Here is a 22,423-nt window from a genome sequence, read left to right on the forward strand (position 1 = left end):
TTCCTATAACTTGACGATTTTGGCGTACTGGCCGAGGGCCTTCCTGCCCAGGCGCAGCCTGGTCATATCGGCTTGGGAATGCTGCTTGGATGAGGTGATCAATTCCGCCAGCTGTCGGTCGTGGTCCAGCAACTGACGAAAGGCCGCCAGCACGGCGTCGGCCAGCTCGGCGGGCAGCTCCGGCAGCCGCTCGCCCAGGGCGGTGACCAGCAGGTGGCGGCGCCGGACCAGGGCCTCAAGCGCGTCGAAGTCCTCGCGGCCGAGGGCGGCCGCCAGTGCCTCGTTGAGCTGTTGCAGCTGCAACAGCTCCTGTTCGGCACTCATGGCTGGCCTTGACGCTGGACCGCGGCCTGTTGCTTGGCCTCATCGGGGATCTGTGCCCAGGCCTCGGCGATGGGCGCCAGCAGGCTCTGCAGCTCGTCGATGATACTCTCGTCCATGCTCACCGAGGCCTCGCCCAGGCGGCGGATGATGTAGTCGTAGAGGTTATAGAAGTTCTCGCCGATCTCCGGGTTGGCCTGGATGTCCAGGCCGTCCTGGAGGCCGCCGACGATGCGGATGGTCTTGTTGATGGCCTTGGCCTTGACCTCGAAATCCTGGCGCTGCATGGCCCCCTTGGCCACGTTCATGCTTTCCAGGGCGCCCTGCATCAGGGCCAGTATGACCCTGTGGGGATCGGCGGATGCCAGGCTGCTCTGCTTGCTAACCTGCTGGTATTGGCGTGCATTACCACGGACCATTAACACTCTCCCGGTCACGAATCGTTCTTGGGAAGACTGGCAAAGATGCTGGTGATGTAGCTCTGTGTTGCGTTCATCTGGGCCAGGACACCGTCCAGGGCCGTGAATTTGTTACGCAGCGTCAGCTCAAAGCTTTCGATATAGCGATCCAGGTCTTCCCGTTGCTCTTCAATGTCCGCCATCGACTCATTCAGTGACTTCTGACGCTCGCTGATCAGGCCACTGGAGCCGGTATATTGCTCGAGAAAACTGTCGAACTTGGCGGCGACACCATTTTCAGAGGCAAAAAGCGCGCCAAGATCGGCCATATTGTTGGCCAGGGCGTCATTGAGACGGTCCAGGCCACTGGCACTGCTGCCCAGGCCAATGCTGCTGATCTCCAGGTGACCGTCGTTGGTCAGGGTGATGCCGGCCTCGTAGAGGCTGTCCATGTTGGTGTTGCTGACGCCACTGACCGAGTCCCCCACCACCTTGGACAGCTCCTGCTGGATCTGCCGCACCATGGGGTTGAAGGCCAGGGCACCATTGGTGGGTTCGGACAGGGTGATCAGCTGGTCCTTCAGTTCGTTATAGGAGCTGACGAAGTCCTCCAGCATGGTCTTGACCGATTCGGTATCGGGCTCAACGGTGAGGGTGGCGCTGTTGGTACCGGTCTCCGCCAGGGCGGTCAGGCTCAGGCCACCGACGGCATCGGTAAAGGTGTTGCTGTCGGAGGTGATGGTCTGGCCGTCGACACTGATGATGCCGCTCTGGGCGCTCTTGGTCTGGGTCAGGTTGGTGGAAATGCTGTCCAGGCTGGCGTCGCTGGTGCTGACCGAGAGGCTGTTGCCATCGCCTGTCACCGAGGAGTTGAACACCAGCACGGCGCCGGCATCGGAATTGATGATGTTGGCCTGAACCCCGAAGTTGCCGGTGGCACCGTTGATCTTGTCGCGGATGTCCTCAAGGGTATCGCTGGCGTCAATGGTGACGTCGAAACTGTCGCTGCCGGCACCTAAGGTCAGGGTGCCGCTGCCGACGGTATCGGTGGAGGCCCCCAGGGCCGCCGACTCCATTCGCGAGCCCTTGGCCAGCTGCTGTACCTTCACCTCGAAGCTGCCGGCGGCCACCAGGCTGGCGGAGCCCACGGAAATGGGTGGGTTGTCCGGATCGGCGCTGTAGCTGATGGTGGAGGTGTTCTTGTCGAAGTTGTCCAGATCCGCCAATTTTTCGACGGCGCTCTGGAACTTGGACAGGGCTGACTTGAGGGTCCCGACGCCGGACAGCTCGGTCTGGATCTGCAGCTCTTTGGTGTTGAGCAGATTGACCTTGGGTGATTTCTCGGAATGAACCAGGGTTTCGATCAGGCCTTCAAAGTCGTTGCCCGAACCTATGCCTGAGAGTGTGACGGCCATGGGACCTCCTCGTGGATTCAGACTTGAGAGTCAAAAAGTATGCCAATCTTCTCAGACAACTCGTTTTCCCATACCCGGATCCGGGCGGCCAGGCTCAGGATCTCGTCCGAGGGGATCTGGCGCACCAGCTCATTGTTGTTGGTATCCATGACCTTGACCACTGTCCTTTCCGCAGCGTCATCGACGCTGAAGTCGAGACCACGCTTGTTGGCATCGACGAAGCGCTTGACCGCCTCCATGGCGGATTCGAGACTTTCCCTGACCACGTCTTCTTCGACGGACTCCGGCTTGACCGCACCGGCGGTCGAATCCTTCGAAGAAACCGCTCTCGCCTGCTCTATGGCCGGCTGCTGCTCTGCCACCCGGGATCCGGCGGCCGACATACTACCCAGAAGCTCACTATTGGCATTGACGTTAACCATAAGTCACCTCCTTGAACAATAACGCTCTCCCCGAAGGGAGAGCGTATCCTTTTTCAGCCGTTTAGCCCAGCAGGGACAGGGCGATCTGCGGCTGCTGGTTGGCCTGGCTCAGCATGGAGCTGGCCGCCTGCTGCAGCACCTGGTTACGGGCCAGGGCGGCGGATTCCGCGGCGAAGTCGGCATCCATGATCCGGCTGCGCGAGGCAGACACGTTCTCGGAGATGCTGTTCAGGTTGCGGATGGTGGACTGGAAGCGGTTCTGCTTGGCACCCAGGTTGGCGCGGGTGGTGTTGACGGTACCCAGGGCGGTATCCAGGGTAGCCACGGCGGCCTGGGCACCGGAAGCGGTGGCAATGGAGGCGCCAGAAAGGCTCAGACCGGCGGCGTCCATGGCGGTAGCGATGGAGATGCCTATGGTCTGGTTGGCATCGGCACCGACCTGGAAGGAGGCGGTGAAGGAGCCGTCCAGCAGCTTGACGCCACCGAAGGTGGTGTCGCCGGCGATACGGTCGATCTCGCTGGTCAGTTCGGTGAATTCCGCCTGCAACGCGGTGCGGTCGGAGGCAGTGTTGGAGCCGTTGGCGGACTGCAGGGACAGTACCCGCATGCGTTGCAGGATCTCGGTGGTCTCGTTCAGGGCGCCTTCGGCGGTCTGGGCCAGGGAGATGCCGTCGTTGGCGTTACGGGCGCCCTGGTTCAGGCCGTTGATCTGGGCCTTGAGGCGGGTACCGATCTGCAGGCCGGCGGCGTCATCGGCGGCGCTGTTGACGCGCAGGCCGGAAGACAGGCGCTGGAATGACTTGGACAGGTCATTGGTGGCGCCGGACAGATTGCGCTGCGAGTTCAAGGACGAGACATTGGTATTTACAAACAGGGCCATGATTCAGTCTCCTAAAAAGTGAGCCTTGGAACGGCGTCATGTGCTTTTCCTAAACTCACACGCCGGGTCATTTCTTGTTCAACCTCTATAACGGCGCCGAAGCGGGAAACTTTTATATCAAAAAGGAATAAATAAAGCGTTTTTGATTCCTTGAATCGGTTTCGTCAACCATAAAAAACGCCCTCCTTGGAGGGCGTTTTTTATGTGGCGGCAGACCTTTAACCCAGCAGGGACAGGGCGATTTGCGGCTGCTGGTTGGCCTGGCTCAGCATGGAGCTGGCCGCCTGCTGCAGCACCTGGTTACGGGCCAGGGCGGCGGATTCCGCGGCGAAGTCGGCATCCATGATCCGGCTGCGCGAGGCGGACACGTTCTCGGAGATGCTGTTGAGGTTGCGGATGGTGGACTGGAAGCGGTTCTGCTTGGCACCCAGGTTGGCGCGGGTGGTGTTGACGGTGCCCAGGGCGGTATCCAGAGTGGCCACGGCAGCCTGAGCACCAGCGGCCGTAGAAATGGAAACACTACCCGCAGTACCGGTCAGGCCCAGACCTCCGGAGCCCATGGAGGTGGCAATGGCAATATTGATGACCTGGTTGGCATCGGCACCAACCTGGAAGTCGGCGGTGAAGGAGCCATCCAACAGGGCCACGCCCCCAAAGGTGGTGTCGCCGGCGATACGGTTGATCTCGCTGGTCAGTTCGGTGAATTCCGCCTGCAACGCGGTGCGGTCGGAATCGGTGTTGGAGCCGTTGGCGGACTGCAGGGACAATACCCGCATGCGCTGCAGGATCTCGGTGGTCTCGTTCAGGGCGCCTTCGGCGGTCTGGGCCAGGGAGATACCGTCGTTGGCGTTACGGGCGCCCTGGTTCAGGCCATTGATCTGGGCCTTGAGGCGGGTACCGATCTGCAGGCCGGCGGCATCGTCGGCGGCGCTGTTGACGCGCAGGCCGGAAGACAGGCGCTGGAAGGACTTGGCCAGATCGCCGGTAGCCCCGGACAGGTTACGCTGTGAGTTCAGGGATGAAACGTTGGTGTTTACAAACAGTGCCATGATTCGGTCTCCTCAAGAGTGAATTGGAGCGGCGTCAAGGGCTTATCCCAACTCACACGCCGTGGCAGTTTTTGGTCTTGTTCAGACCCTGTAACGGCTTCCATCGAGAAAACTTTTATAAATTTTCGACATTAAAAGTTAAAAGGATATAAAAAACCCGCCAGAAAGGCGGGTTCTTTGAGGGCGATACACTTAGCCCTGCAGCAAAGACAAGGCTATCTGAGGCTGCTGATTGGCCTGGGTCAGCATGGAGCTGGCCGCCTGCTGCAGCACCTGGTTGCGGGCCAGGGTTGCCGATTCCTTGGCGAAGTCCGCATCGATGATCCGCGATCGGGCCGCGGACACGTTTTCCTCGATGTTGGTGAGGTTGCGGATGGTGGACTGGAAGCGGTTCTGCTTGGCACCCAGGTTGGCCCTGGCATTGTTGACCACGGACAGGGCGCTGTCGATGGTGGTGATGGCCGCCTGGGCATCCGTATCCGTGGTAATGTTGGTGGCGGTACTGCCCGTCCCCAGGCCAAGGCCGGTGCCGTTCATGGCTACGGAGATGGACAGGGCTATGGTCTGGTTGGCATCGGGACCGATCTGGAAGGCGGCGCTGTAGGAGCCGTCGAGGATCTGCACGCCGCCAAAGGTGGTGTCGTTGGCGATACGGTTGATCTCGGCGGTCAGCTCCTGGAATTCGGCGTTAAGGGCCTGGCGGTCGGACGCGGTATTGGAGCCGTTGGCGGACTGCAGGGCCAGCACCCGCATGCGCTGCAGGATATTGGTGGTCTCGTCCAGGGCGCCTTCGGCGGTCTGGGCCAGGGAAATACCGTCGTTGGCGTTACGGGCCGCCTGGCCCAGGCCGTTGATCTGGGACTGCAGGCGGGTACCGATCTGCAGGCCGGCGGCGTCGTCCTTGGCGGAGTTGACGCGTTTACCGGAAGACAGCCGCTGGAATGATGTCCCCAGGGCTTCGGTTGCACCGCTGAGGTTACGCTGAGAGTTCAGCGATGCGACGTTAGTGTTCACGAAAAGTGGCATGATCCTCTCCTTCGCAATAGTGCCGTACTTCAGCGCACCAATGCGCCTTGCTATGACTTAGGCAATTAGCGTGCCAATTACCTGATGAAATCGAACAAACTCAACTGGCTGACCCTGTTGTAGGCGGCAAAGGACGCCTGCAGGGCGGTTTCTTCCTGCACCAGCTGGGAAACCGCCTCGGCAATGTCCACCTCGGCGATATCGGCCCGGGCCGTCTGCAGCGCCAGCTCGGTGGTGGCGGCGCCCCTTTGCAGATCCTCTATGACGTTGATGCGGCCGCCGATGCTGGAAATGGAACTGAGCAGGCTCTCGTGGGTGAGCCTGGCCATGTCCTGGGCATAGATGGAGGCCTGGGTGAGCTGATCCGGGGTCAGGTTGGGATCCCGCAGCGTCTCGGCAAAGTCGGTGAGCACATTGAGGATGTTGTCCCGCACCGGCGGCGCCAGGGTGATGTCGGCGGCGGCGCCGGCGGCCCCGTCCAGGGTGATGTCCAGGCCGTTGAAGGCGATGACCTCCCCCGGCACATAGTTGCCGCTGGCCAGCACGGTGCCGCCGCTGTCGGTGATCTGATAGCTATCCGGCACACCGGCTATGGTGGTGACGGAAAAGACGTTGCCGGCCGGGTTGGTCGGGTCGTAGTTGGCGCGGTAGAAGGCGTCGAACTGGCCTTCGTTGCTGACGGCCGTGGTGACGGTGCCGGCCCCGGCGGTCATGGCCGCACCAGCGTCCAGTTTCGGCGGCAGGGAGTCGAAGATGAAGTAGCCGGGGAAATTGGCCTCGATGGCCACGGCGCTGGCCACCTGGATCTGCTGCAGACCCTGGTCGCCCTGGTAGACATAGCGGCCGCTGGCGTCCAGGCCATAGGGGGTGATGTTGCCCTCGTTGCCGGAGAAGATGAAGTCGCCGTTGGCATCCCTGGTGTTCATCAGATCCAGGATTTCGTCGCGGATCCCCTCCAGCTGGGTGGCAATGCCTTGCCGGTCCGGCAGGCTGTTGATGCCGTCGTTGGCCTGGATCAGCAGCTGCCTGGCCCTGTCCAGCACATCGCTGATGCTGGTCAGGGTGGCCTCGCTGATGCCCAGCCGTGACTTCAGGGAGTCGCTGTTCTTGGTGAACTGCTCGGACATGGCCAGCTGTTCGTTCAGGCGCAGCACGGTGGCGGCGCCGGCCGGATCGTCGGACGGCTGCAGGATGCGCTGCTGGGTGTTGACCCGCTCCCTGGAGGTCACCAGCTGCTGCTGGCGCTCCAGGATGGAGTCTATGCCGGACTGGTAGATGAGATTGGAAGACAAACGCATGGCTTACCCCAGGGCCCCAAGCAGGCTGTCGAAGGTGGTCTGAGAGGTGGACAGGATCCGCGCCGTGGCCGCATAGGCCTGCTGGAACTGGATCAGGTTGGCGGCCTCCTCGTCCAGGTTGACCCCGGCCACCGACTCCAGGCGGCCCTGGCTTTCCGCCAGCAGCGACTTGGCCGCCTCGGCCTTGACCTTCATGGAAGCGGTCTTGCCGCCCACTTCGCTGACCATGGCGGCAAAGGCGCCGTTCATGCTCTGACCGCTGGCGGCGGAGCCGGCATCGCTGATGCGCACCACTTCCTTCTGCTGAAGCTGGCCCAGCAACAGGCCGTTGCTGTTGTCGGAGGTGGCGGTCATGACGCCGGTGCCGCTGTCGACGTTGGCGCTGATGATGAACTCGTCGCCGGCGGCGGGCTGGCCGGACAGGCTGACCTGGAAGCCGCTGCCGGCCGGCAGCAGATCATTGAGGTCGGTGGCGGTGATGGGGCCGCCTATGGGGGTCACGCCGTCCTGCTCATAGAGCTGGTACTGAGTGGCGCTCAAAAAGACGATCTTGCCCGGCGCCGTGGCGTCGAGCAGCGGCGGGGGCGTGGTGTTGAAGTCGGAGCTGGCCGGTTCGGTGTCGCTGACCACCACCGAGCTGACCACGGCGGTGCCCAGGTTGAGGCTGCCCTGCTCCGCCTTCACCGGCGAGGCCAGGGCCAGATCCTGGGGCCTGTCTATGGCCAGGCCGAGCTGGGCGGCGGCGTCCCGGGTCGGGCGCATGTCGAAGGTGTCACCGGCGGCAAAAGCACCGGCAGACACAAAAGTGTATTCCACCCCGTCCACCACCATGGGCCCTGTGCTGGTGTCGCCCGTGGTGATCACGCCGCTGGGGCTGCCGTCCTCGTTGAGGGCCTCTATCTGGTAAGCGGTGCCCGAGGTGAAGGTGATCCGATAATCCTGGGCGGTCAGGGCGGTGCCGTCCACCACCCTGCCCTCTATGGTCAGGCCGGCGCTGGAATTACCGCTGTAGTCGTGGGCCACGGCCACCGGCAGCTTGAAGATGTCGCCGCCGATGTCGCCGTCCAGATCCAGGCCCAGCCGGTGCTGCCTGTTGAAGGCATCGGCCATGGCCAGGGCCAGCTGGCCGAGCTGGCGCTGGGCCGGATCCAGCAGCTCGCTGCGGAACTGGCCCAGGCCGCCAAGCTTGCCACCCACCGAGCTGAGCTGCTGGGTCATGGCCTGGGGCCCCAGCTTGACCGCCAGCTCCAGGCGGTTTTCCTCCGGGTCGCCGGGCACGGCCTGGAAGCTGGCCTTGCTGCCGGGCAGTACCAGGGACTGGCCGTTGGCCATCATCACGTTGACGGCGTCGTTGTCGGCGGGAATGACGCGGATGTCCACCAGCTCGGACAGGCGGCGGATGGCCTCGTCACGCTGGTCCATGAGCTGGGCGCGCTCGCCGCCGGACTGACCGGCATTGACCGAGGCCAGCTGCTCGTTGACCGAATGGATGGCGCTGATCAGGGAATTGGCTTCGTCCGCATAGGCGCCGATCTGCTGGTTGACTTCCTTCTGCTGGGAGGCCAGCTGATCGGACTGGCGCTGGTAACGGGCCACCAGGTTCTCCAACTCGGCCAGGAACAGCTCCCGGTTGGGGATGGAGCTGGCCTCGTTGTTGAGGGTGTTCATGCGCTCGAACAGGGTCTCCAGGCCCTTGCCGATGCCGGTGTCGGCATCGCCGAGCAGCTTGTCGGTGCGATCGGCCTGGGCCAGGTAGGACTCGGCCAGGCCCAGCTTGGAGGTGTCCAGGCGCAGCTGGTTGAGGGCAAACTGATCCATGACCCGCACCACATCGGTCCGTCCCACCCCGCCCAGGGGCTCGGCGGTCAGCTCCACCCGCTGGCGGCTGTAGCCCGGGGTGTTGACGTTGGCGATGTTGTTGCCTGCGGTGTTGAGCAGCAGCTGGTTCGCCAGGATCCCAGATGTGCCGATACGCAGCATGTCATTGGCCATTTCAGTCGGCTCCTCGTGTCAGCGCCGGATGGGCCAGCACCTTCATGATCTTGCTGGCATAGTTGGGGTCCGTCGCATACCCCGCTTCCTGGAGCTTCTGCAGGAAGCGTGCCGGTTCTTTCGCGGCTCCCAGCGCCTCCTGGTAGCGGTCGCTGTTTTTCAGCAGCGACACGAAGTCCTTGAAGCTTTCCACCGGATGGCGGTAGACCCGGAACAGGGCCTTTTCCATCCTGGCCTGGTCGCCCCGGTATTCCAGGGTGCTGACCTTGACCCTGTCGCCCTGCCAGCTGCCACCGGCCTTGATGTTGAACAGGTTGTGGCTGGGCTTGCCGTCCTCGCCCTGGAGCATCTTCTGGCCCCAGCCGGTTTCCAGGGCCGCCTGGGCCAGCATCACCGCCGGCGACAGGCCCAGTGCCCTGGCCGCCTGGCGGGCATAGGGCATCAGTTTTTCAACGAAATCCTCCGGGCCTTCGAAACGGATGTCGGCACGGGCTTTTGACGGTGTCGGTTCCTTGGCACCGGATTGCGATTGTGCTTCGGCGGCCGCCGGCTTGGCGTCCCGGGACAGGGGGACCGAGGAGACGGCATTGCCGCCTCTGAGTACCGAGGCCGGCATCAGGTTGCCGCCCGGCTTGAGCTGGGCGGCAATGACCTCGGCCAGGCCCAGGCCGCCCTTGCCGGACAGCTCCATGGCCATCTGCTGGTCCTGCATGTCCCGGTAAAAGTGGGTGGCGTTGGAGTTGAAAATGCTGTCTTCCTCGAAGACGGCATTGGCCTCGCGCATGCTCTTGATCAGCTCGCGCACGAACAGCGATTCGAACTGGCGCGCCGTTTCCAGCAGCGCCTGGTCGTCGTTCTGCTGGGCACCCTTTCTCAGCCTGTCCAGGGAGGCCAGATCGGTGACCAGCTGGTTGCTGCCGATGAGGTCCGCCATGGTCAGATCACGATCAGCTCGCCGGACAGGGCGCCGGCCTGCTTGAGGGCCTCCAGTATGGCCATGACGTCCGAGGGGGCGGCGCCCACCTCGTTGACGGCCCTGACCAGATCCTGGAGGGTGACGCCGGGATCGAAATAGAACATCCGCGCCTGGCTCTGCTCCACCTCGATGCCGGAGTCCGGCACCACCACGGTCTCGCCGCCGGCCAGGGGGTTGGGCTGGCTGACCTGGGGATTCTCGCTGATGGTGATGGTCAGGCCGCCATGGGTGATGGCCGCCGGCTTGAGGTGCACCTGGGCCCCCACCACTATGGTGCCGGTGCGGGAGTTGACGATGATCTTGGCCGCCTCGGCCGCCGGGGTGAACTCCAGGTTCTCCAGGGTGGACAGGAAGCTGACCCGCTGGTTGCGATCCCGGGGTGCCCGCACCTGCACCGAAGTAGCGTCCATGGCCAGGGCCATGCCCGGCCCCAGCAGGTTGTTGACGGTGTCCGCCAGGCGCTTGGCGGTGGTGAAGTCGGGCCTGTGCAGGTTGAAGATCAGGAAATCGGAGTTGGCGAAGGGGCTGGCCACCTCCCGCTCCACTATGGCACCGCCGGGGATGCGGCCGGCCGTCGGCGTATTGGCCAGCACCCGGGAGCCGTCGGCGCCGTCGGCGCTGAAGCCGGACACCACCAGGTTGCCCTGGGCCAGGGCGTAGACCTTGCCGTCCACGCCCTTGAGGAAGGTCTGCAAGAGGGTGCCGCCGCGCAGGCTCTTGGCGGAGCCCACCGAGGAGACGGTAACGTCGATCTGCTGGCCGGGCTTGGCAAAGGCCGGCAGGGTGGCGCTGACCGCCACCGCCGCCACGTTCTTGATCTTGGGCTTCTGGCCGACCGGCATCTGGATGCCGAAGTTGCGCAGCATGCTCAGGAAGGACTGCTCGGTGAAGGGGCTCTGCTCACCGCTGCCGGGCAGGCCCACCACCAGGCCGTAACCCACCAGCTGGTTGTCGCGGACCCCGGCCACCGAGGCCATGTCCTTGATGCGTTCGGCCTGGGCCAGCATGGGCAGCAGCAGCAGACAACAGATCAGGCGTTTCATCATCATCTCCTAGAAGGGCCACCAGCTCGAGTTGAAGAAGCGGCTGAGCCAGCCCTGTTGCTGGGTCTGGGCGAAGTCACCGGTGCCGGAATACTGGAGGCGGGCATTGGCCACCCGGGTGGAGTCCACCATGTTGTCGGCGCTGATGTCGTCCTGGCGGACGATGCCGGTCAGGCGGATGAACTCGTCGCCGTTGTTGATGGTGATCCACTTCTCGCCACGTATCATCAGGGTGCCGTTGGGCAGCACCTTGACCACGTGCACCGAGATGGCGCCGTTGAGCTGGTTGGCCTGGTCGGCGTCGGACTCGCCGGCAAAGCTGTTGGCGCCGTTGATGCCGACGCTGATGGGATTGCCATTGATGGTCACGTCCTTGCCCAGGGCCATCACCGGATCCAGGCTCACCGCCGTTTCCTTGTCCAGCTCGGTCTTGGCGCTCTTGGAGGCCCTGTTGTTCTCCTTGAGCAGCACCGTGATGATGTCGCCGACCCGGGCCGCCCGGCGATCCGAATAGAGGTTCTGGCTGGTGCTGTCCTGGAACAGCGAACCGGTGGCCACCAGGGGCTCCTCCTCGAAGTCCGGCAGCACCGGGGCGAAGTCCGGATCATCGGGAATGGGCTTGGGACTGGTGCTGGCGCAGCCGGCCATGGCCAGGGCGAGCAGGATCAGGAAAAGGCGCATCTCAAGCCCCCGTTACAAGGTCTGGTTGACGAAGGACATCATCTCGTCCACCGCCTTGATCACCTTGGAGTTCATCTCGTAGACCCGCTGGGTCTCGATGAGGTTGACCAGCTCCTCGGTAACATTGACGTTGGAGGTTTCCAAGGCGCCCTGCTGGATCACCCCGAAGCCGTCCAGGCCCGGCGTGCCCTGGTTGGGGGCGCCGGAGGCGCCGGTCTCCAGAAACAGGTTCTGGCCCATGGGCTCCAGGCCCTGGGGATTGACGAAGTCGGTCAGGGTCAGCTGGCCCACCACGGTCGGCTCGGCCTGGCCGGGCTGGCGCACCGAGACCTGGCCGTCGGTGCCTATGGTGATGCTCTGGGCGTCCTCGGGGATGGTGATGTTGGGCTGCACCTGGTAACCGGAGCCGGCGGTGACCAGCTGGCCGTCCTCGTCCAGGGCGAACTGGCCGTTACGGCTGTAGGCGATATTGCCGTCCGGCAGCAGCACCTCAAAGAAGCCGCGGCCCTCGACCATCACGTCCAGGGCGTTGTCGGTGGTCAGGCGGTTGCCCTGGCTGAAGGTCTTCTGGGTGGCGGACACCTTGGCGCCGGTGCCCAGCATCAGGCCGGAGGGCAGCTCGGTGTTCTGGGACGACTGGGCGCCGGGCTGGTGGATGTTCTGGTACAGCAGATCCTCGAACACGGCCCGGCTCTTCTTGAAGCCCACGGTGGAGGCGTTGGCCAGGTTGTTGGAAATCACCGCGATGTCGGTCTGCTGGGCGTCCAGGCCGGTCTTGGAAATCCACAGTGCTGGGTTCATCTCATCTCTCCTCAGCCGATGCGCATCAGGCTGTTGTGGGCCGCATCCATGTCTTCAGCGGTCTTCATCATCTTCACCTGCAGCTCGAAATGGCGCTGCAGATCGATAAGGCTGGTCATCTCCGCCACGGCATTGACGTTGGAGCCTTCAAGAGCCCCCTGCACCAGGCGCACATCGGCGGTCGCCGGGGCCGGTCCGCCGTCCTTGGGGCGGAACAGGCCGTCCTCGCCCTTGACCAGGGCCCTGACGTCGGGGTTGACCAGCTTGATCCGGTTCACCACCTCCAGGGCCTCGGGCGGGGCGCCCTGGGGCCGGACGCTGATGGTGCCGTCGCCGCCGATCTCCAGCTTCTCGAAGGGAATGGGCAGCACTATGGGTGCATCGCCCTCCCCCAGCAGCAGGCGACCGTCGGCGGTCTCCAGCAGGCCGGTGGCGTTGATCTTGAGGTGCCCGGCCCGGGTGTAGCCTTCCTGGCCGTTCTGGCCGCTCACCGCCAGCCAGCCGTCGCCTTCGATGGCCACGTCCAGATCACGGCCGGTGGTTTCCAGACTGCCGACGGCAAAGTTCTGGCCGGGGCGCTCGGTCATGGCGAACACCCGGCTCGGCAGCCCCTCACCGTAGGCCTGCATGGCGCGGGCCTGGGCGAAGTCGGCCTTGAAGCCGTTGGTCTTGACGTTGGCCAGGTTGTTGCCGCGCACGGCCAGGGCATTCATGTCCTGACTGGCGCCGGTCATGGCCAGGTAAAGCAGGCGGTCCATGTGTCGGTCCTCTGGCACCTCTGGGTTGATACCTGACCAATGCAAGGGCAATGCCAAAAGAAAGGCCCGCCAATGGCGGGCCTGTGATCGGGCTTGGAAAAGCCGTTTTTAATGAGGCTGCAGGCTGACGAATCAGCAGCCTGGCAATCACCCCTTAGCGGATCTGCAGACTGTTCTGCTGCAGGCTGCTGGATACCTCTATGGTCGATGAATCAGCAGCCTGGAAATTTCCATTAACGGATCTGCAGACTGTTGGATACCTCTATGGTCAATGAATCAGCAGCCTGGCAATCACCCCTTAGCGGATCTGCAGTATGTTCTGCTGCAGGCTGTTGGACACCTCTATGGCCCGGGAATTCGCCTGGAAATTACGCTGGGCGGTGATCAGGTCCACCAGCTCCTGGGTCAGGTCGACGTTGGACTGCTCCAGGGCACCGGAGCGGATGTCGCCGAAGGTGCCGGTGCCGGCCTCACCGGCCAGGGGCTCACCGGACTCGGTGCTGGCCTTCCAGGCGGTGTTGCCGATCTGGCTCAGGCCCTGCTCGTTGGCAAAGCGCACCAGGGCGACCCGGCCCAGGGGCTGGGTGGTACCGTTGGAATAGGAAGCCCGCACCAGGCCGTCGGCGCCCACTTCCACGCCGGTCAGGCGCCCCACGGTCAGGCCGTTCTGCTCCAGGGAGGTAACCTCGAAGGCGGAGGCGAACTGGGTCGGGTTGACGAAGTCCAGCTCCAGGGTCTGGGCCGGATCGGCGCCATTAGTGAGAATGCCAGCCAGGGGATCGGTGACCAGGGTCGCCGGGGTGGTGGCCGGGGTGTCCGGCAGGCCCTGGGAGTTGAAGTTCAGGTAGGCGCCGTTGTAGTTGCTGGCGCCGTCGTTGTAGACGGGGCCGCCGGCACTGGCCATGTTGATCGGGTTGTTGTCGACGAAGGCGTAGACTTCCCAGCGGTTGGCCACTGTGGCGTCTTTGCGGTAGTAGGTGGTCAGGGTATGGGCCTCACCCAGGGAGTCGTAGATGGTCACCGAGGTGGCATTGTTGTAGGTGTCCGGGCTGCCCGGATCAAAGGCCAGGGCCGGGGCGCTTTCGCCGGCCGGCAGGTTCAGGGTCAGGTCGATCTCGGAGGTGGACAGGGGCGTACCCACGGAATCCGGCACCCGCAACGGGCTGGTGGTGGACAGGGACACCGAGGCGGAGGAGCCGTCCGGGTTGACCGGGAACACCTGCAGGAAGCTGCCCTGGTTGTCGACCACGAAGTTTTCCTTGTTGAGCTTGAAGTTGCCGGCACGGCTGAAGGTCAGCTCTCGGGAGGATTGATCCGAGGTGGTGGCGAAGAAGCCGTTGCCCTTGATGGCCAGGTCGAAGGCGCTGTTGGTGAACATCAGGGCGCCCTGGGAGAACTGCTGGGCCACCGCCGAGGTCACCACGCCGTCACCGACCTTGGTCTTGGCGTTGGCGAAGATGGAGCTGGCGTAGACATCGGCAAACTCCGCCCTGGACTCCTTGAAGCCGAAGGTGTTGGCGTTGGCGATGTTGTTACTGGTGACATCCAGATCCTTTTGCGCCGCGTTCAGGCCACTCAGCGAGATATTGAAAGACATTGTTTCCTCCTGCCCTTAGGCTTTGGCTACTTCCAGGACATCACCCAGCTGGATACCGCCGAGGCCCTGAAGATTAAGGATGACGCCACCATTGGCTGCACTGCCCAGCGTCACAGATTCCACTTTGGCGTAATTGACGACCGGCAGGTCGACCCGCTCCCCGTTCACCAGGGCCTGGGCCTTGACCACATAAGTGCCGCTCTTGGCTTGTTCGCCAGCAAAGTTCGTACCATCCCATTCGAAACGGGTGTTGCCTGCGCCCTGGTCATCCAGCTCCACCGTCTTGATGAGGTTGCCGTCCTCGTCCTCGATGCGCAGGGTCAGGTTCTGCATGGGGTACTCGGAGGTGATGGCGCCGGTGATGCTGCCCCCCTGGGGCAGATAGCCGACGTTGGTGGGCACCAGCACCTTCTGGCCCACCAGGGTGGAGGCCTGCAGGGCCTGGTTGGAGCTCATCACCTCGTTGAGGGAGCCGAACTGGTCGTTCATGTTGTTGATGCCGTCCACGGTGGCGAAGGAGGCCATCTGGGCGATCATCTGATCGTTGTCGACCGGCTTGAAGGGATCCTGGTAGGCCAGCTGCTTGGTGAGCAGCGCCAGGAAATCCTCCTGGTCCAGGCTGCCATTGTTGTTCTGCACGTCCTGTGTCTGATCTCCCCATTTCAGGGCATTGAGAGGGTCACTGCTGCCGTTGATGGTGCTCATGGCTTATTCCTTTATTGGCCCAGGGTCAGCACGCAGCTGAGCTTATGTCTGACGGCGTCACGGCCGTCCCGGCGGAAGTTCTGTTTCATGCCAGCTCCTTACTGCCCCAGGGTCAGCACGCGGCTGAGCATCTGCTTGGCGGCGTCGGCCACCTGCACATTGGTCTGGTAGGCGCGGGAGGCGGACATCATGTTGGCCATCTCCTCCATGACGTTGACGTTGGGCTTGAAGATGTAGCCCTCGGCATTGGCCATGGGGTGATCCGGGTTGTACTCGGCCACCAGCGGCTTGTCGGACTCCACTATGCCCAGCACCTTGACGGCGGCGCCCTCGGCCTGCTGCTGGCGGGCCTCGTCCAAGGCGGCGGCAAACACCGGATGGCGGGCCTTGTAGGTATCCCCCTCGGAGCTGGACACCGAGTCGGCGTTGGCCAGGTTGGAGGCGGTGGTGTTCAGACGCACCGACTGGGCGCTCATGGCACTGCCGGCGATATCGAAGATGCGATACAGGCTCATGGTCATTCTCCCTTGATGGCCGTCAGCAGGCCCTTGATCTTGCCGTTGAGGAAGCGCAGCGAGGCCTGGTATTCCATGGCGTTCTGCATATAGAGGCTGCGTTCGAGCTGCAGGTCGACGGAATTGCCGTCACCGGTGTCGGGTTGGGTAGGCAGGCGGTAAGCGGTTGCCGCCTCGATGGTAGAGGTTGCCGCCAGGTGCCGGCTGTCGGTCCGGCTCAGGCTGGTGCCGCTCTGGCCGGCCTGGGCGGCGGCCAGGGCCGCCTTGAAGTCCATGGCCTTGGCCTTGTAGCCGGGGGTGTCGGCATTGGCGATATTGCCGGCAATGAGCTCGGCCCGCTCGGTGCGCAGGGTCAGTGCGTGCTGATGAATACCAAAGGCTTTGTCGAAACTGATGGCCATGATGCTTGCCTCCCAAATGCTATTGAAATGGAAGGCAAGATGCGTGCCAGCTTAGTCTGTTTTGCGGCGATAGACGATGCCGGGGTTGCAGCGGATCATCTCGAATTCCTTGGTGGCGCCAGGCATGGATTCGGACGCCCCCAGGAACAGGTAGCCGCCGGGGTTGAGGGCCCGGGCGAACTGGGAGAGGATCTTCAGCTTGTTCTCGGCGGAGAAATAAATAAGGACATTGCGACAGAAGATGATGTCGAACCGCCCCAGCAGCGCATAGCTGGACAGCAGGTTGAACTGGCGGAAGTTCACCATCTTCCTGACCGGCTCCTTGACCCGCCAGCGGCCGTCGTGGGTTTCTTCAAAAAACTGACGCTTGCGCTCCGGACTCAGGCCCCGGCCCAGGGCCAGGTGATCGTACTCGGCGTGCTTGGCCTGGGCCAGCACGCTGCTGGAGATGTCGGTGGCCAGGATCTGCACCCCGCCGGGCAGGGTGCCGGGCTTCTTGACCTGGTGTTCCAGGGCCTTGATGGCAATGGAATAGGGCTCCTGGCCGGTGGAACAGGCCGCGGACCAGATCTTCAGGGCGCCGGGGTTGCGGCCCAGCTCCGCAAAGAGTCGCTCGGAGAGCAGCTCGAAGGGGTAGCCGTCCCGGAACCAGAGGGTCTCGTTGGTGGTCATGGCATCGATAACGGCCGCCTGCAGCTCCCGCTCCCGGCCCTGGATCACCCTGTTGATCAGCTCACCTATGGAGTGGCTGCTGAAATGGTTCAGCAGCGGCCCCAGCCGGCTCTTGACCAGGTACTGCTTGTTGTCGCCAAGCAGGATCCCGCACTGGCTCTCCAGATAGCTGCGAAAGCTGCGGTAATCCTGGTCGCTTATGATTCTTTCCACTCTTACTCCGCGGCCATCATCAGGCATTCACGCACGGCGCCGGCCAGCTCATCGGGATTGAACTTGGCGATGAACTTGTCGGCCCCCACTTTCTTGACCATGGCTTCGTTGAAGACGCCGCTCAGGGAGGTGTGCAGGATCACCTTGAGTTCCTTGAGCTTGGGATTGGCGCGGATCTCGGCGGTCAGGGTATAGCCGTCCATTTCCGGCATCTCGATGTCGGAGATCAGCAGGCAGACCTTCTCGTTGATGCTCTCGCCACAGCCGGCTGCCAGCTCGTTGAGGTAGGCCAGGCCTTCCTTGCCGTCCTTGACCAGCTCGATGGGGATCCCCAGCGGTGCCAGCGCCTTCTTGACCTGGCTGCGGGCGACCATGGAATCGTCGGCCACCAGGATCAGTCGATCTTTTGACACCCCTTCGAAACCACAGAAGCTGTCGGCACTGGCCTCGGCACTGATGGGGCTGATCTCGTCGAGGATCTTCTCCACGTCGAGGATCTCCACCATGTTGCCTTCCACTTCGGTGACCGCCGTCAGGTAACTGGCGCGGCCGGAGCCCCGCGGCGGCGGCTGGATATCTTCCCAGTTGACGTTGACGATGCGCTCCACGGCCTGGACCAGGAAGCCCTGCACGGATCTGTTGTATTCGGTGATGATCACGAAGCAGTTGCTGGTGTCTTCGACGGGACGGCCGCCGGTGGCCTGGCGCAGGTCGATGACGCTGATGGTCTGGCCACGGATATGGGCGACGCCACGAATGCTGCCGTTGCGCCTGGGCAGCGCCGTCAGCGGCGGGCACTGCAGGACTTCCTTGACCTTGAAGACATTGATGCCGAAGCGCTGCCTGGCACCCAGGCGGAACATCAAGAGTTCCAGCCGGTTCTGGCCCACCATTTGGGTGCGCTGGTTGACCGAGTCCAGAATAGAGGCCATCTTCTCCCCCGCAGTTCATTGGAAAGGCACGATCCTTGCTCGGATCCCTTCCTAACACTATGTGATTGATTATTGACGCAATGCCTTTCCCTGACAATCGTACCACTGTTCTCAAGGTTTTTAGCGGCTGGCTGGCGCTGATCTTTACCGCCAATCTGCAGGCGGCGGCACTGACTGACCATAAAAGCATCACGGACGCCGCCGAACGGCATGTGCTGGGCCTGCTCGAACAGCGCGATGACGCCCGCATCCAGGTGGAAGCGGCGGCACCGGACAAGCGGCTGCAGCTGGCAAGCTGCCCCCGACTGCACACCGAGCTGCCTGGCAAGCAGCGCATCGACAGTGCCGTCACCGTCAAGGTCTGGTGCCAGCAGCCCCAATGGCAGCTCTATGTCCCGGTCAGGGTCGACATTCAGGTGCCCATGCTGCTGTCCAGCCGGGCCCTGGCCAGCAACAGCGTCCTGTCGGCGTCGGACGTGCACCTGGGCTGGCAATCACAACAGCGCCTCAGCGGCCGCAGTTTCGACAAGCTGGAACAGCTCCTTGGCGCCCGCCTCAAGCGGGGCGTCCAGCCCAACCAGCCGATCCTCGCCGACAACCTCTGCCTGGTGTGCCGGGGTGACAAGATCAGCCTGACCGCCCGCCACGGTGGCCTGGCCATCACCGCCCTGGGAACGGCCCTCCAGGACGGCACCCTGGGCGACGTGATCCGGGTCCGCAACGATGACTCCGGCCGCACCGTGGAAGCCAAGGTCACGGCCCCCGGCCAGCTGGTCGTGAATTTCTGACAAAAACGCTAAAGTTTGCGAAACTGGTGACGATATAGGGGAAAGTCAGTATTTTGACACCCACTTGTCATCCCAGAATAAGCAGGGGAATGTCATGTCAATCAATAACATAAACCCAGGTGCCGGCAAGCCCGAGCTGCAGCAGACCACGGCCAAGCGTGCCGAGCAGCAACCGCCAGCCAAGGCACCGGCCCAGGCTGAAACGGCCAAGTTGTCCCAGGATGCCGTTTCCCTGACGCCCAGAGCCAGGGACATGGAAACAATGCAAAGGCGAATGAGCAAGGAAAGCCCCTTCGACAAGGACAAGGTCGAGAGCCTCAAGAAGGCCATTGCCGCAGGCGAATACAAGGTCGATTCAGAAAAGTTGGCAGCAACTTTGCTTAAGTTCGAAGAGGAACTCTTCGGCAACTGAGGCGAAAGCTATGACCCCATCCCCTGCTTCTTCGGCCTCGGCGACCGCGCTGGGGCCGCTCCTTGCCAGCCAGCGCCAGGCTCTGGAACGCATGCTGGCCCTGCTGCAGCAGGAAAGATCCCTGCTGACCCAAGCCAATCCCTTCGACGCCCTGCACCAGCTCGGTGACGACAAGGCCAGCCTGGTCAACCTGCTCAGCCAGAACGACAGGCTCATCGACCAATGGCTGCGGCAACACCAGGCCGACTCCGACCAGCATCAGGAACTACAGGACCTCAAGGCCCTGGCCGGTGAGTGCAGCCAGCTCAATCTGATCATCGGTGAACTGGTCGGCACCCTCAGCAGGCGCAACCAGGAAAGGACCGAAATGCTGATGAGTGCCCTCGGCCGCTCCAACCGCACCTATGACGGCAAGGGCAACCTGCAGAGCCGGCAGCGACTGCTGGCCGGCATCAAGGCCTAGTAGTAACGGACCTGCCGGATCTCCTGGCGGGGCTTGAGGCTCTGCTGCAGATCGAACAGGCGCCTGGTATCCAGCTCCAGCTCGGTAACATAGACGCCGTCCAGGGCATAGGAGCGCACCACCCGGGCGCCCTGCACCCTTCCCTGCCAAGTCACTTCCATGCCGTCGTCATGCAGGCGGCCATGCTGCAGGGCGCCGCTGCTGGCCAGGCGCAGGCCATGGAGCTGTTCGGCCAGCTCACGGTAGGCAACCAGTTTTGCCGCCTGCATGGCATTGAGTTGCCGCTCCCGCTCCGAGTCACCGGCCTGCTTGGCGATGACGGCACTGCCCACCGCCTGCAGCACCGGGAAACGTTCCGGTGCCACCTGCTGGTAGCTGACCTCGCGATCGAACGCCAGGCCACAGCCGGCCAGGGGCAGGGCCAGGGCAGGCGCCAGCAGCAAAGCTTTCATAACGAACTCCTATGGCAGTATGGCGGCGGCGTCGTTGTCGTCACGCCTGAGCATGTTGTTGTCCAGCTGCATGGCGCGGCGGCCGTTCAGCACCTGCCCCAGCAGCGCCTTGGGCAGGTAGCCCTCGGCCGTGGCCACCACCACCTGGGATTTCAGGCCCACCAGGCGCACATTGACCAGCACGCCGTCATCCTGGCGCAGCAGGGTGCCGCTGAGCACGTAATCCACGGGGGCATTGTTCTTGAGCTTCTGGTGATCGCGGGAGAAGCTGAAATCGCCCCGGGGGGTGACACGGATGGCGCCGGTGGCCTTGTAGTCGATGACGGTGTAGCCGCGCTGGTGCATGGCGGTCATGAAGCTCTCCGAGAGCTGGTTGCCGAGCCAGTCGGTGCTTTCCAGGTTCTGCAGCTCCACGAAGGAGGTCACCGCCACCGGGTTGCGGTAGCTGATGTAGCGGCCGCTGGCGCTCAGCTCGTCGGCCAGGCGGCCAACGAACTGGCTGAGGCCGTGCTGGGGCTGGACCTGCTCCTGGGGGCTGTCCATCCAGCTTTCGGGCGTGGACAGCTGGCAACCGGCCAGCAGCAGCGAGGCAAAGACTATTCTGTACATGACATTTTCATCCGGGTCCCTATGTCCCGGTATCGGCCGGGTTCCGGGAAGCTTTACCTTGATGTTTGGAATGGCTTTTGCAGGAAGCTTGCCAGACTGTCATTTTTCGGGATCGCCATGAAACGCCACCTCGCCCCGCTCCTGCTGCTGTGTTGTGCCCTGCCTGCCCTGGCAGACTGGTTCCAGGTTACCGGCAAGGCCCCGCTGGGTGGGGAGCTGGCGCAGGTGCGCCAGGCCGCCATGGAGGATGCCCTGCGCCAGGCGGTCTTCTACAGCGGCCTCAACATCGATGTGCGCCAGGTGCTCACCAACGGCCGCCTGGAGGACAACAGCCTCAGCATCCACAGCCAGGGCCAGGTGCAGCAGATGGAACTGGTCAGCGAGCGGAGCGAGAACGGCCAGCTTTGGGTCACCCTGCTGGTGGACCTGGATCTGACCGCCAGCCAATGCCAGAGCAGCCAGGGCATCAGCCTGCACCGCTTTTCCTGGCGCAGCCCCCTGGACAGGCCGGCCCATATCCAGGGTGATTTCGGGATGGGCGTGGCGGAGCAGCTGGGCCGCTTGCTCCAAGACAGGGAAGGCCTGCTGGTGCCAGCCGGCCAGGTGGGCGCCAGCCTCTACCGCCAGGGCCTGCCCGACGCCGACACCCTGCAGCGCCTGGCCAGCCAGCGCCAGGTCCGTTACCTGCTGGGGGGAAGGCTGCTGACCCTGGAACACCAGCAGCAGCGCGCCCCCTGGTTCGCCCCCTGGCAACCAGACGGCCACAGCTACCGTTTGGGAATGCAGCTGTGGCTGCTGGACAGCTTCTCGGGCCAGGCCCTGTTCGAGCGTCGCTACGAAGTCAGCGCCCTGCTGGACGACCAGGCGCCGCTGGACATGGACAGCCCTGCCCTGTGGCAGAGCGCCTTCGGCCAATCCCTCAACCAGCTGTTGATGACGGCGGTCACCGAACTGGAAGCCCAGCTGAACTGCCCGGAGCAGCAGTGGCCGGTGCTGGCCCTGGAGGACGACATGGCCCTGATCGGCGCCGGCCTGCGCCACGGCGTCGGCCAGGGCGACCGCTTCCTGGCCCTGCACAAGCGCACCCTGGTCACCCAGAGCGGCGAGCGCCGCCAGGTGCTGCAGCCTTCCAGCCTGATCTTCGAGGTCAGCCAGGCCGAGGCGGACCAGGCCAGCCTGCAGGCCCAGGGCGCCATCCCCGGCCAGCTCAATATTCAGATTGGCGATTATCTGCGCAAGCAGTAGCGCCGCGGCTTCCAATGCCCGGCCGACTCGGTATAATCCAGCCAATACTCCCCATAGCTCAACAGGATAGAGCACCCGCCTCCTAAGCGGATGATCCAGGTTCGAGTCCTGGTGGGGAGGCCATATTCAACAAAACCCCGCTCCTGGGAGCGGGGTTTTTGTTTTCAGATCCTGAGGCGGAAACCGTCCATGGTGGTTCCTTCCGGCTCGGCCATCCTCGGCCTCGCGTTCGCCTGCATGTGAAGCCGTGCTTCACACTTCGAGGCTCACCCTTCCGGCCGGTACGTCCTGTGTACCTGCGCTCGGCCGCAGCCAAGCGCAGGGCACAAAAAAAGCCCGGCTAAGCCGGGCCTGTTTTT

Annotated in this window: 26 protein-coding genes and 1 tRNA gene; 5 read left to right on the forward strand and 22 right to left on the reverse strand. The window is 63.4% G+C overall.

All coding sequences use genetic code 11. The features are described from left to right. Positions 1-3 precede the first annotated feature (3 nt). The 20 genes from WDB71_RS11420 to WDB71_RS11515 all read right to left on the reverse strand — a co-directional run bounded on the left by WDB71_RS11420 (position 4) and on the right by WDB71_RS11515 (position 18,095). Entirely contained in the window at positions 4-324 is a 321-nt protein-coding gene (locus tag WDB71_RS11420) for a flagellar protein FliT (RefSeq protein WP_341501714.1), read from the reverse strand. Continuing rightward, positions 321-740, reverse strand: a complete 420-nt coding sequence (fliS, locus tag WDB71_RS11425) for a flagellar export chaperone FliS (protein ID WP_341501715.1) — start codon at positions 738-740, stop codon at positions 321-323. Before fliS ends, WDB71_RS11420 begins: the two co-directional genes overlap by 4 nt. A 14-nt stretch (positions 741-754) precedes the next feature. After that, the gene (fliD, locus tag WDB71_RS11430; RefSeq protein WP_341501716.1) at positions 755-2,134 is read right to left on the reverse strand and encodes a flagellar filament capping protein FliD; all 1,380 of its coding nucleotides are present in this window, start codon (positions 2,132-2,134) and stop codon (positions 755-757) included. Between the two features lie 17 nt (positions 2,135-2,151). Continuing rightward, entirely contained in the window at positions 2,152-2,556 is a 405-nt protein-coding gene (locus WDB71_RS11435) for a flagellar protein FlaG (protein ID WP_341501717.1), read from the reverse strand. A gap of 61 nt (positions 2,557-2,617) precedes the next feature. After that, entirely contained in the window at positions 2,618-3,436 is an 819-nt protein-coding gene (locus tag WDB71_RS11440) for a flagellin (protein WP_341501718.1), read from the reverse strand. 218 nt (positions 3,437-3,654) lie between these two features. Next, entirely contained in the window at positions 3,655-4,485 is an 831-nt protein-coding gene (locus tag WDB71_RS11445; RefSeq protein WP_341501719.1) for a flagellin, read from the reverse strand. Between the two features lie 192 nt (positions 4,486-4,677). After that, positions 4,678-5,511 (reverse strand): flagellin domain-containing protein, encoded by an 834-nt coding sequence (locus tag WDB71_RS11450; RefSeq protein WP_341501720.1) that lies wholly within the window; start codon positions 5,509-5,511, stop codon positions 4,678-4,680. A gap of 77 nt (positions 5,512-5,588) precedes the next feature. After that, complete coding sequence (gene flgL / locus WDB71_RS11455; protein ID WP_341501721.1) at positions 5,589-6,809, reverse strand: flagellar hook-associated protein FlgL; 1,221 nt, start codon at positions 6,807-6,809, stop codon at positions 5,589-5,591. 3 nt (positions 6,810-6,812) lie between these two features. Next, on the reverse strand, positions 6,813-8,801 hold the full coding sequence (flgK, locus tag WDB71_RS11460; protein ID WP_341501722.1) for a flagellar hook-associated protein FlgK: 1,989 nt from the start codon (positions 8,799-8,801) through the stop codon (positions 6,813-6,815). Between the two features lies 1 nt (position 8,802). Beyond that, a complete protein-coding gene (flgJ, locus tag WDB71_RS11465; RefSeq protein ID WP_341501723.1) occupies positions 8,803-9,735 on the reverse strand; it encodes a flagellar assembly peptidoglycan hydrolase FlgJ in 933 nt (310 codons plus the stop codon). A 2-nt stretch (positions 9,736-9,737) separates the two neighbouring features. Next, complete coding sequence (locus WDB71_RS11470; RefSeq protein WP_341501724.1) at positions 9,738-10,820, reverse strand: flagellar basal body P-ring protein FlgI; 1,083 nt, start codon at positions 10,818-10,820, stop codon at positions 9,738-9,740. Between the two features lie 9 nt (positions 10,821-10,829). Then, positions 10,830-11,501: a flagellar basal body L-ring protein FlgH gene (flgH, locus tag WDB71_RS11475; protein WP_341501725.1), complete on the reverse strand. Its 672-nt coding sequence runs from the start codon at positions 11,499-11,501 to the stop codon at positions 10,830-10,832. Between the two features lie 12 nt (positions 11,502-11,513). Then, the gene (flgG, locus tag WDB71_RS11480; RefSeq protein ID WP_341501726.1) at positions 11,514-12,302 is read right to left on the reverse strand and encodes a flagellar basal-body rod protein FlgG; all 789 of its coding nucleotides are present in this window, start codon (positions 12,300-12,302) and stop codon (positions 11,514-11,516) included. Positions 12,303-12,313: 11 nt separating this feature from the next. Continuing rightward, the gene (gene flgF, locus WDB71_RS11485; RefSeq protein WP_341501727.1) at positions 12,314-13,060 is read right to left on the reverse strand and encodes a flagellar basal-body rod protein FlgF; all 747 of its coding nucleotides are present in this window, start codon (positions 13,058-13,060) and stop codon (positions 12,314-12,316) included. Between the two features lie 298 nt (positions 13,061-13,358). Further along, positions 13,359-14,657 (reverse strand): flagellar hook protein FlgE, encoded by a 1,299-nt coding sequence (gene flgE / locus WDB71_RS11490; protein ID WP_341501728.1) that lies wholly within the window; start codon positions 14,655-14,657, stop codon positions 13,359-13,361. A 15-nt stretch (positions 14,658-14,672) separates the two neighbouring features. Continuing rightward, positions 14,673-15,362: a flagellar hook assembly protein FlgD gene (locus WDB71_RS11495; RefSeq protein WP_341501729.1), complete on the reverse strand. Its 690-nt coding sequence runs from the start codon at positions 15,360-15,362 to the stop codon at positions 14,673-14,675. A 98-nt stretch (positions 15,363-15,460) separates the two neighbouring features. Then, positions 15,461-15,877, reverse strand: coding sequence for a flagellar basal body rod protein FlgC (flgC, locus tag WDB71_RS11500; RefSeq protein ID WP_341501730.1), 417 nt, complete (start codon positions 15,875-15,877; stop codon positions 15,461-15,463). Between the two features lie 2 nt (positions 15,878-15,879). Beyond that, positions 15,880-16,278, reverse strand: a complete 399-nt coding sequence (gene flgB, locus WDB71_RS11505; protein WP_341501731.1) for a flagellar basal body rod protein FlgB — start codon at positions 16,276-16,278, stop codon at positions 15,880-15,882. Between the two features lie 51 nt (positions 16,279-16,329). Then, positions 16,330-17,163 (reverse strand): protein-glutamate O-methyltransferase CheR, encoded by an 834-nt coding sequence (locus WDB71_RS11510; protein ID WP_341501732.1) that lies wholly within the window; start codon positions 17,161-17,163, stop codon positions 16,330-16,332. Between the two features lie 2 nt (positions 17,164-17,165). Further along, on the reverse strand, positions 17,166-18,095 hold the full coding sequence (locus WDB71_RS11515; protein ID WP_341501733.1) for a chemotaxis protein CheV: 930 nt from the start codon (positions 18,093-18,095) through the stop codon (positions 17,166-17,168). 80 nt (positions 18,096-18,175) lie between these two features. Here WDB71_RS11515 and flgA point away from each other — a divergent pair, with 80 nt between their 5' ends. The 3 genes from flgA to flgN all read left to right on the forward strand — a co-directional run bounded on the left by flgA (position 18,176) and on the right by flgN (position 19,758). Then, the gene (flgA, locus tag WDB71_RS11520) at positions 18,176-18,883 is read left to right on the forward strand and encodes a flagellar basal body P-ring formation chaperone FlgA (RefSeq protein ID WP_341501734.1); all 708 of its coding nucleotides are present in this window, start codon (positions 18,176-18,178) and stop codon (positions 18,881-18,883) included. Between the two features lie 94 nt (positions 18,884-18,977). Further along, entirely contained in the window at positions 18,978-19,295 is a 318-nt protein-coding gene (gene flgM / locus WDB71_RS11525) for a flagellar biosynthesis anti-sigma factor FlgM (protein WP_341501735.1), read from the forward strand. Between the two features lie 10 nt (positions 19,296-19,305). Then, positions 19,306-19,758 carry a flagellar export chaperone FlgN gene (gene flgN, locus WDB71_RS11530; RefSeq protein ID WP_341501736.1) on the forward strand — a complete coding sequence of 151 codons (453 nt, stop codon included), beginning with the start codon at positions 19,306-19,308 and terminating at the stop codon, positions 19,756-19,758. On the opposite strand, the gene WDB71_RS11535 is transcribed toward flgN, so the two are convergent. Both WDB71_RS11535 and WDB71_RS11540 read right to left on the reverse strand, forming a co-directional pair. After that, positions 19,755-20,210, reverse strand: coding sequence for a hypothetical protein (locus WDB71_RS11535; protein WP_341501737.1), 456 nt, complete (start codon positions 20,208-20,210; stop codon positions 19,755-19,757). The two genes, flgN and WDB71_RS11535, sit on opposite strands and share 4 nt — an antisense overlap. Positions 20,211-20,219: 9 nt before the next feature. Further along, positions 20,220-20,819 carry a FlgO family outer membrane protein gene (locus tag WDB71_RS11540; RefSeq protein WP_341501738.1) on the reverse strand — a complete coding sequence of 200 codons (600 nt, stop codon included), beginning with the start codon at positions 20,817-20,819 and terminating at the stop codon, positions 20,220-20,222. A 117-nt stretch (positions 20,820-20,936) separates the two neighbouring features. Here WDB71_RS11540 and WDB71_RS11545 point away from each other — a divergent pair, with 117 nt between their 5' ends. Together WDB71_RS11545 and WDB71_RS11550 are read left to right on the forward strand one after the other, a co-directional pair. Further along, complete coding sequence (locus WDB71_RS11545) at positions 20,937-22,064, forward strand: flagellar assembly protein T N-terminal domain-containing protein (protein WP_341501739.1); 1,128 nt, start codon at positions 20,937-20,939, stop codon at positions 22,062-22,064. 47 nt (positions 22,065-22,111) lie between these two features. After that, positions 22,112-22,187 (forward strand) — tRNA-Arg (locus tag WDB71_RS11550). The last annotated feature ends 236 nt before the right edge of the window (positions 22,188-22,423 follow it).

It is taken from the genome of Gallaecimonas sp. GXIMD4217 (assembly GCF_038087665.1).
GTDB lineage: Bacteria > Pseudomonadota > Gammaproteobacteria > Enterobacterales > Gallaecimonadaceae > Gallaecimonas.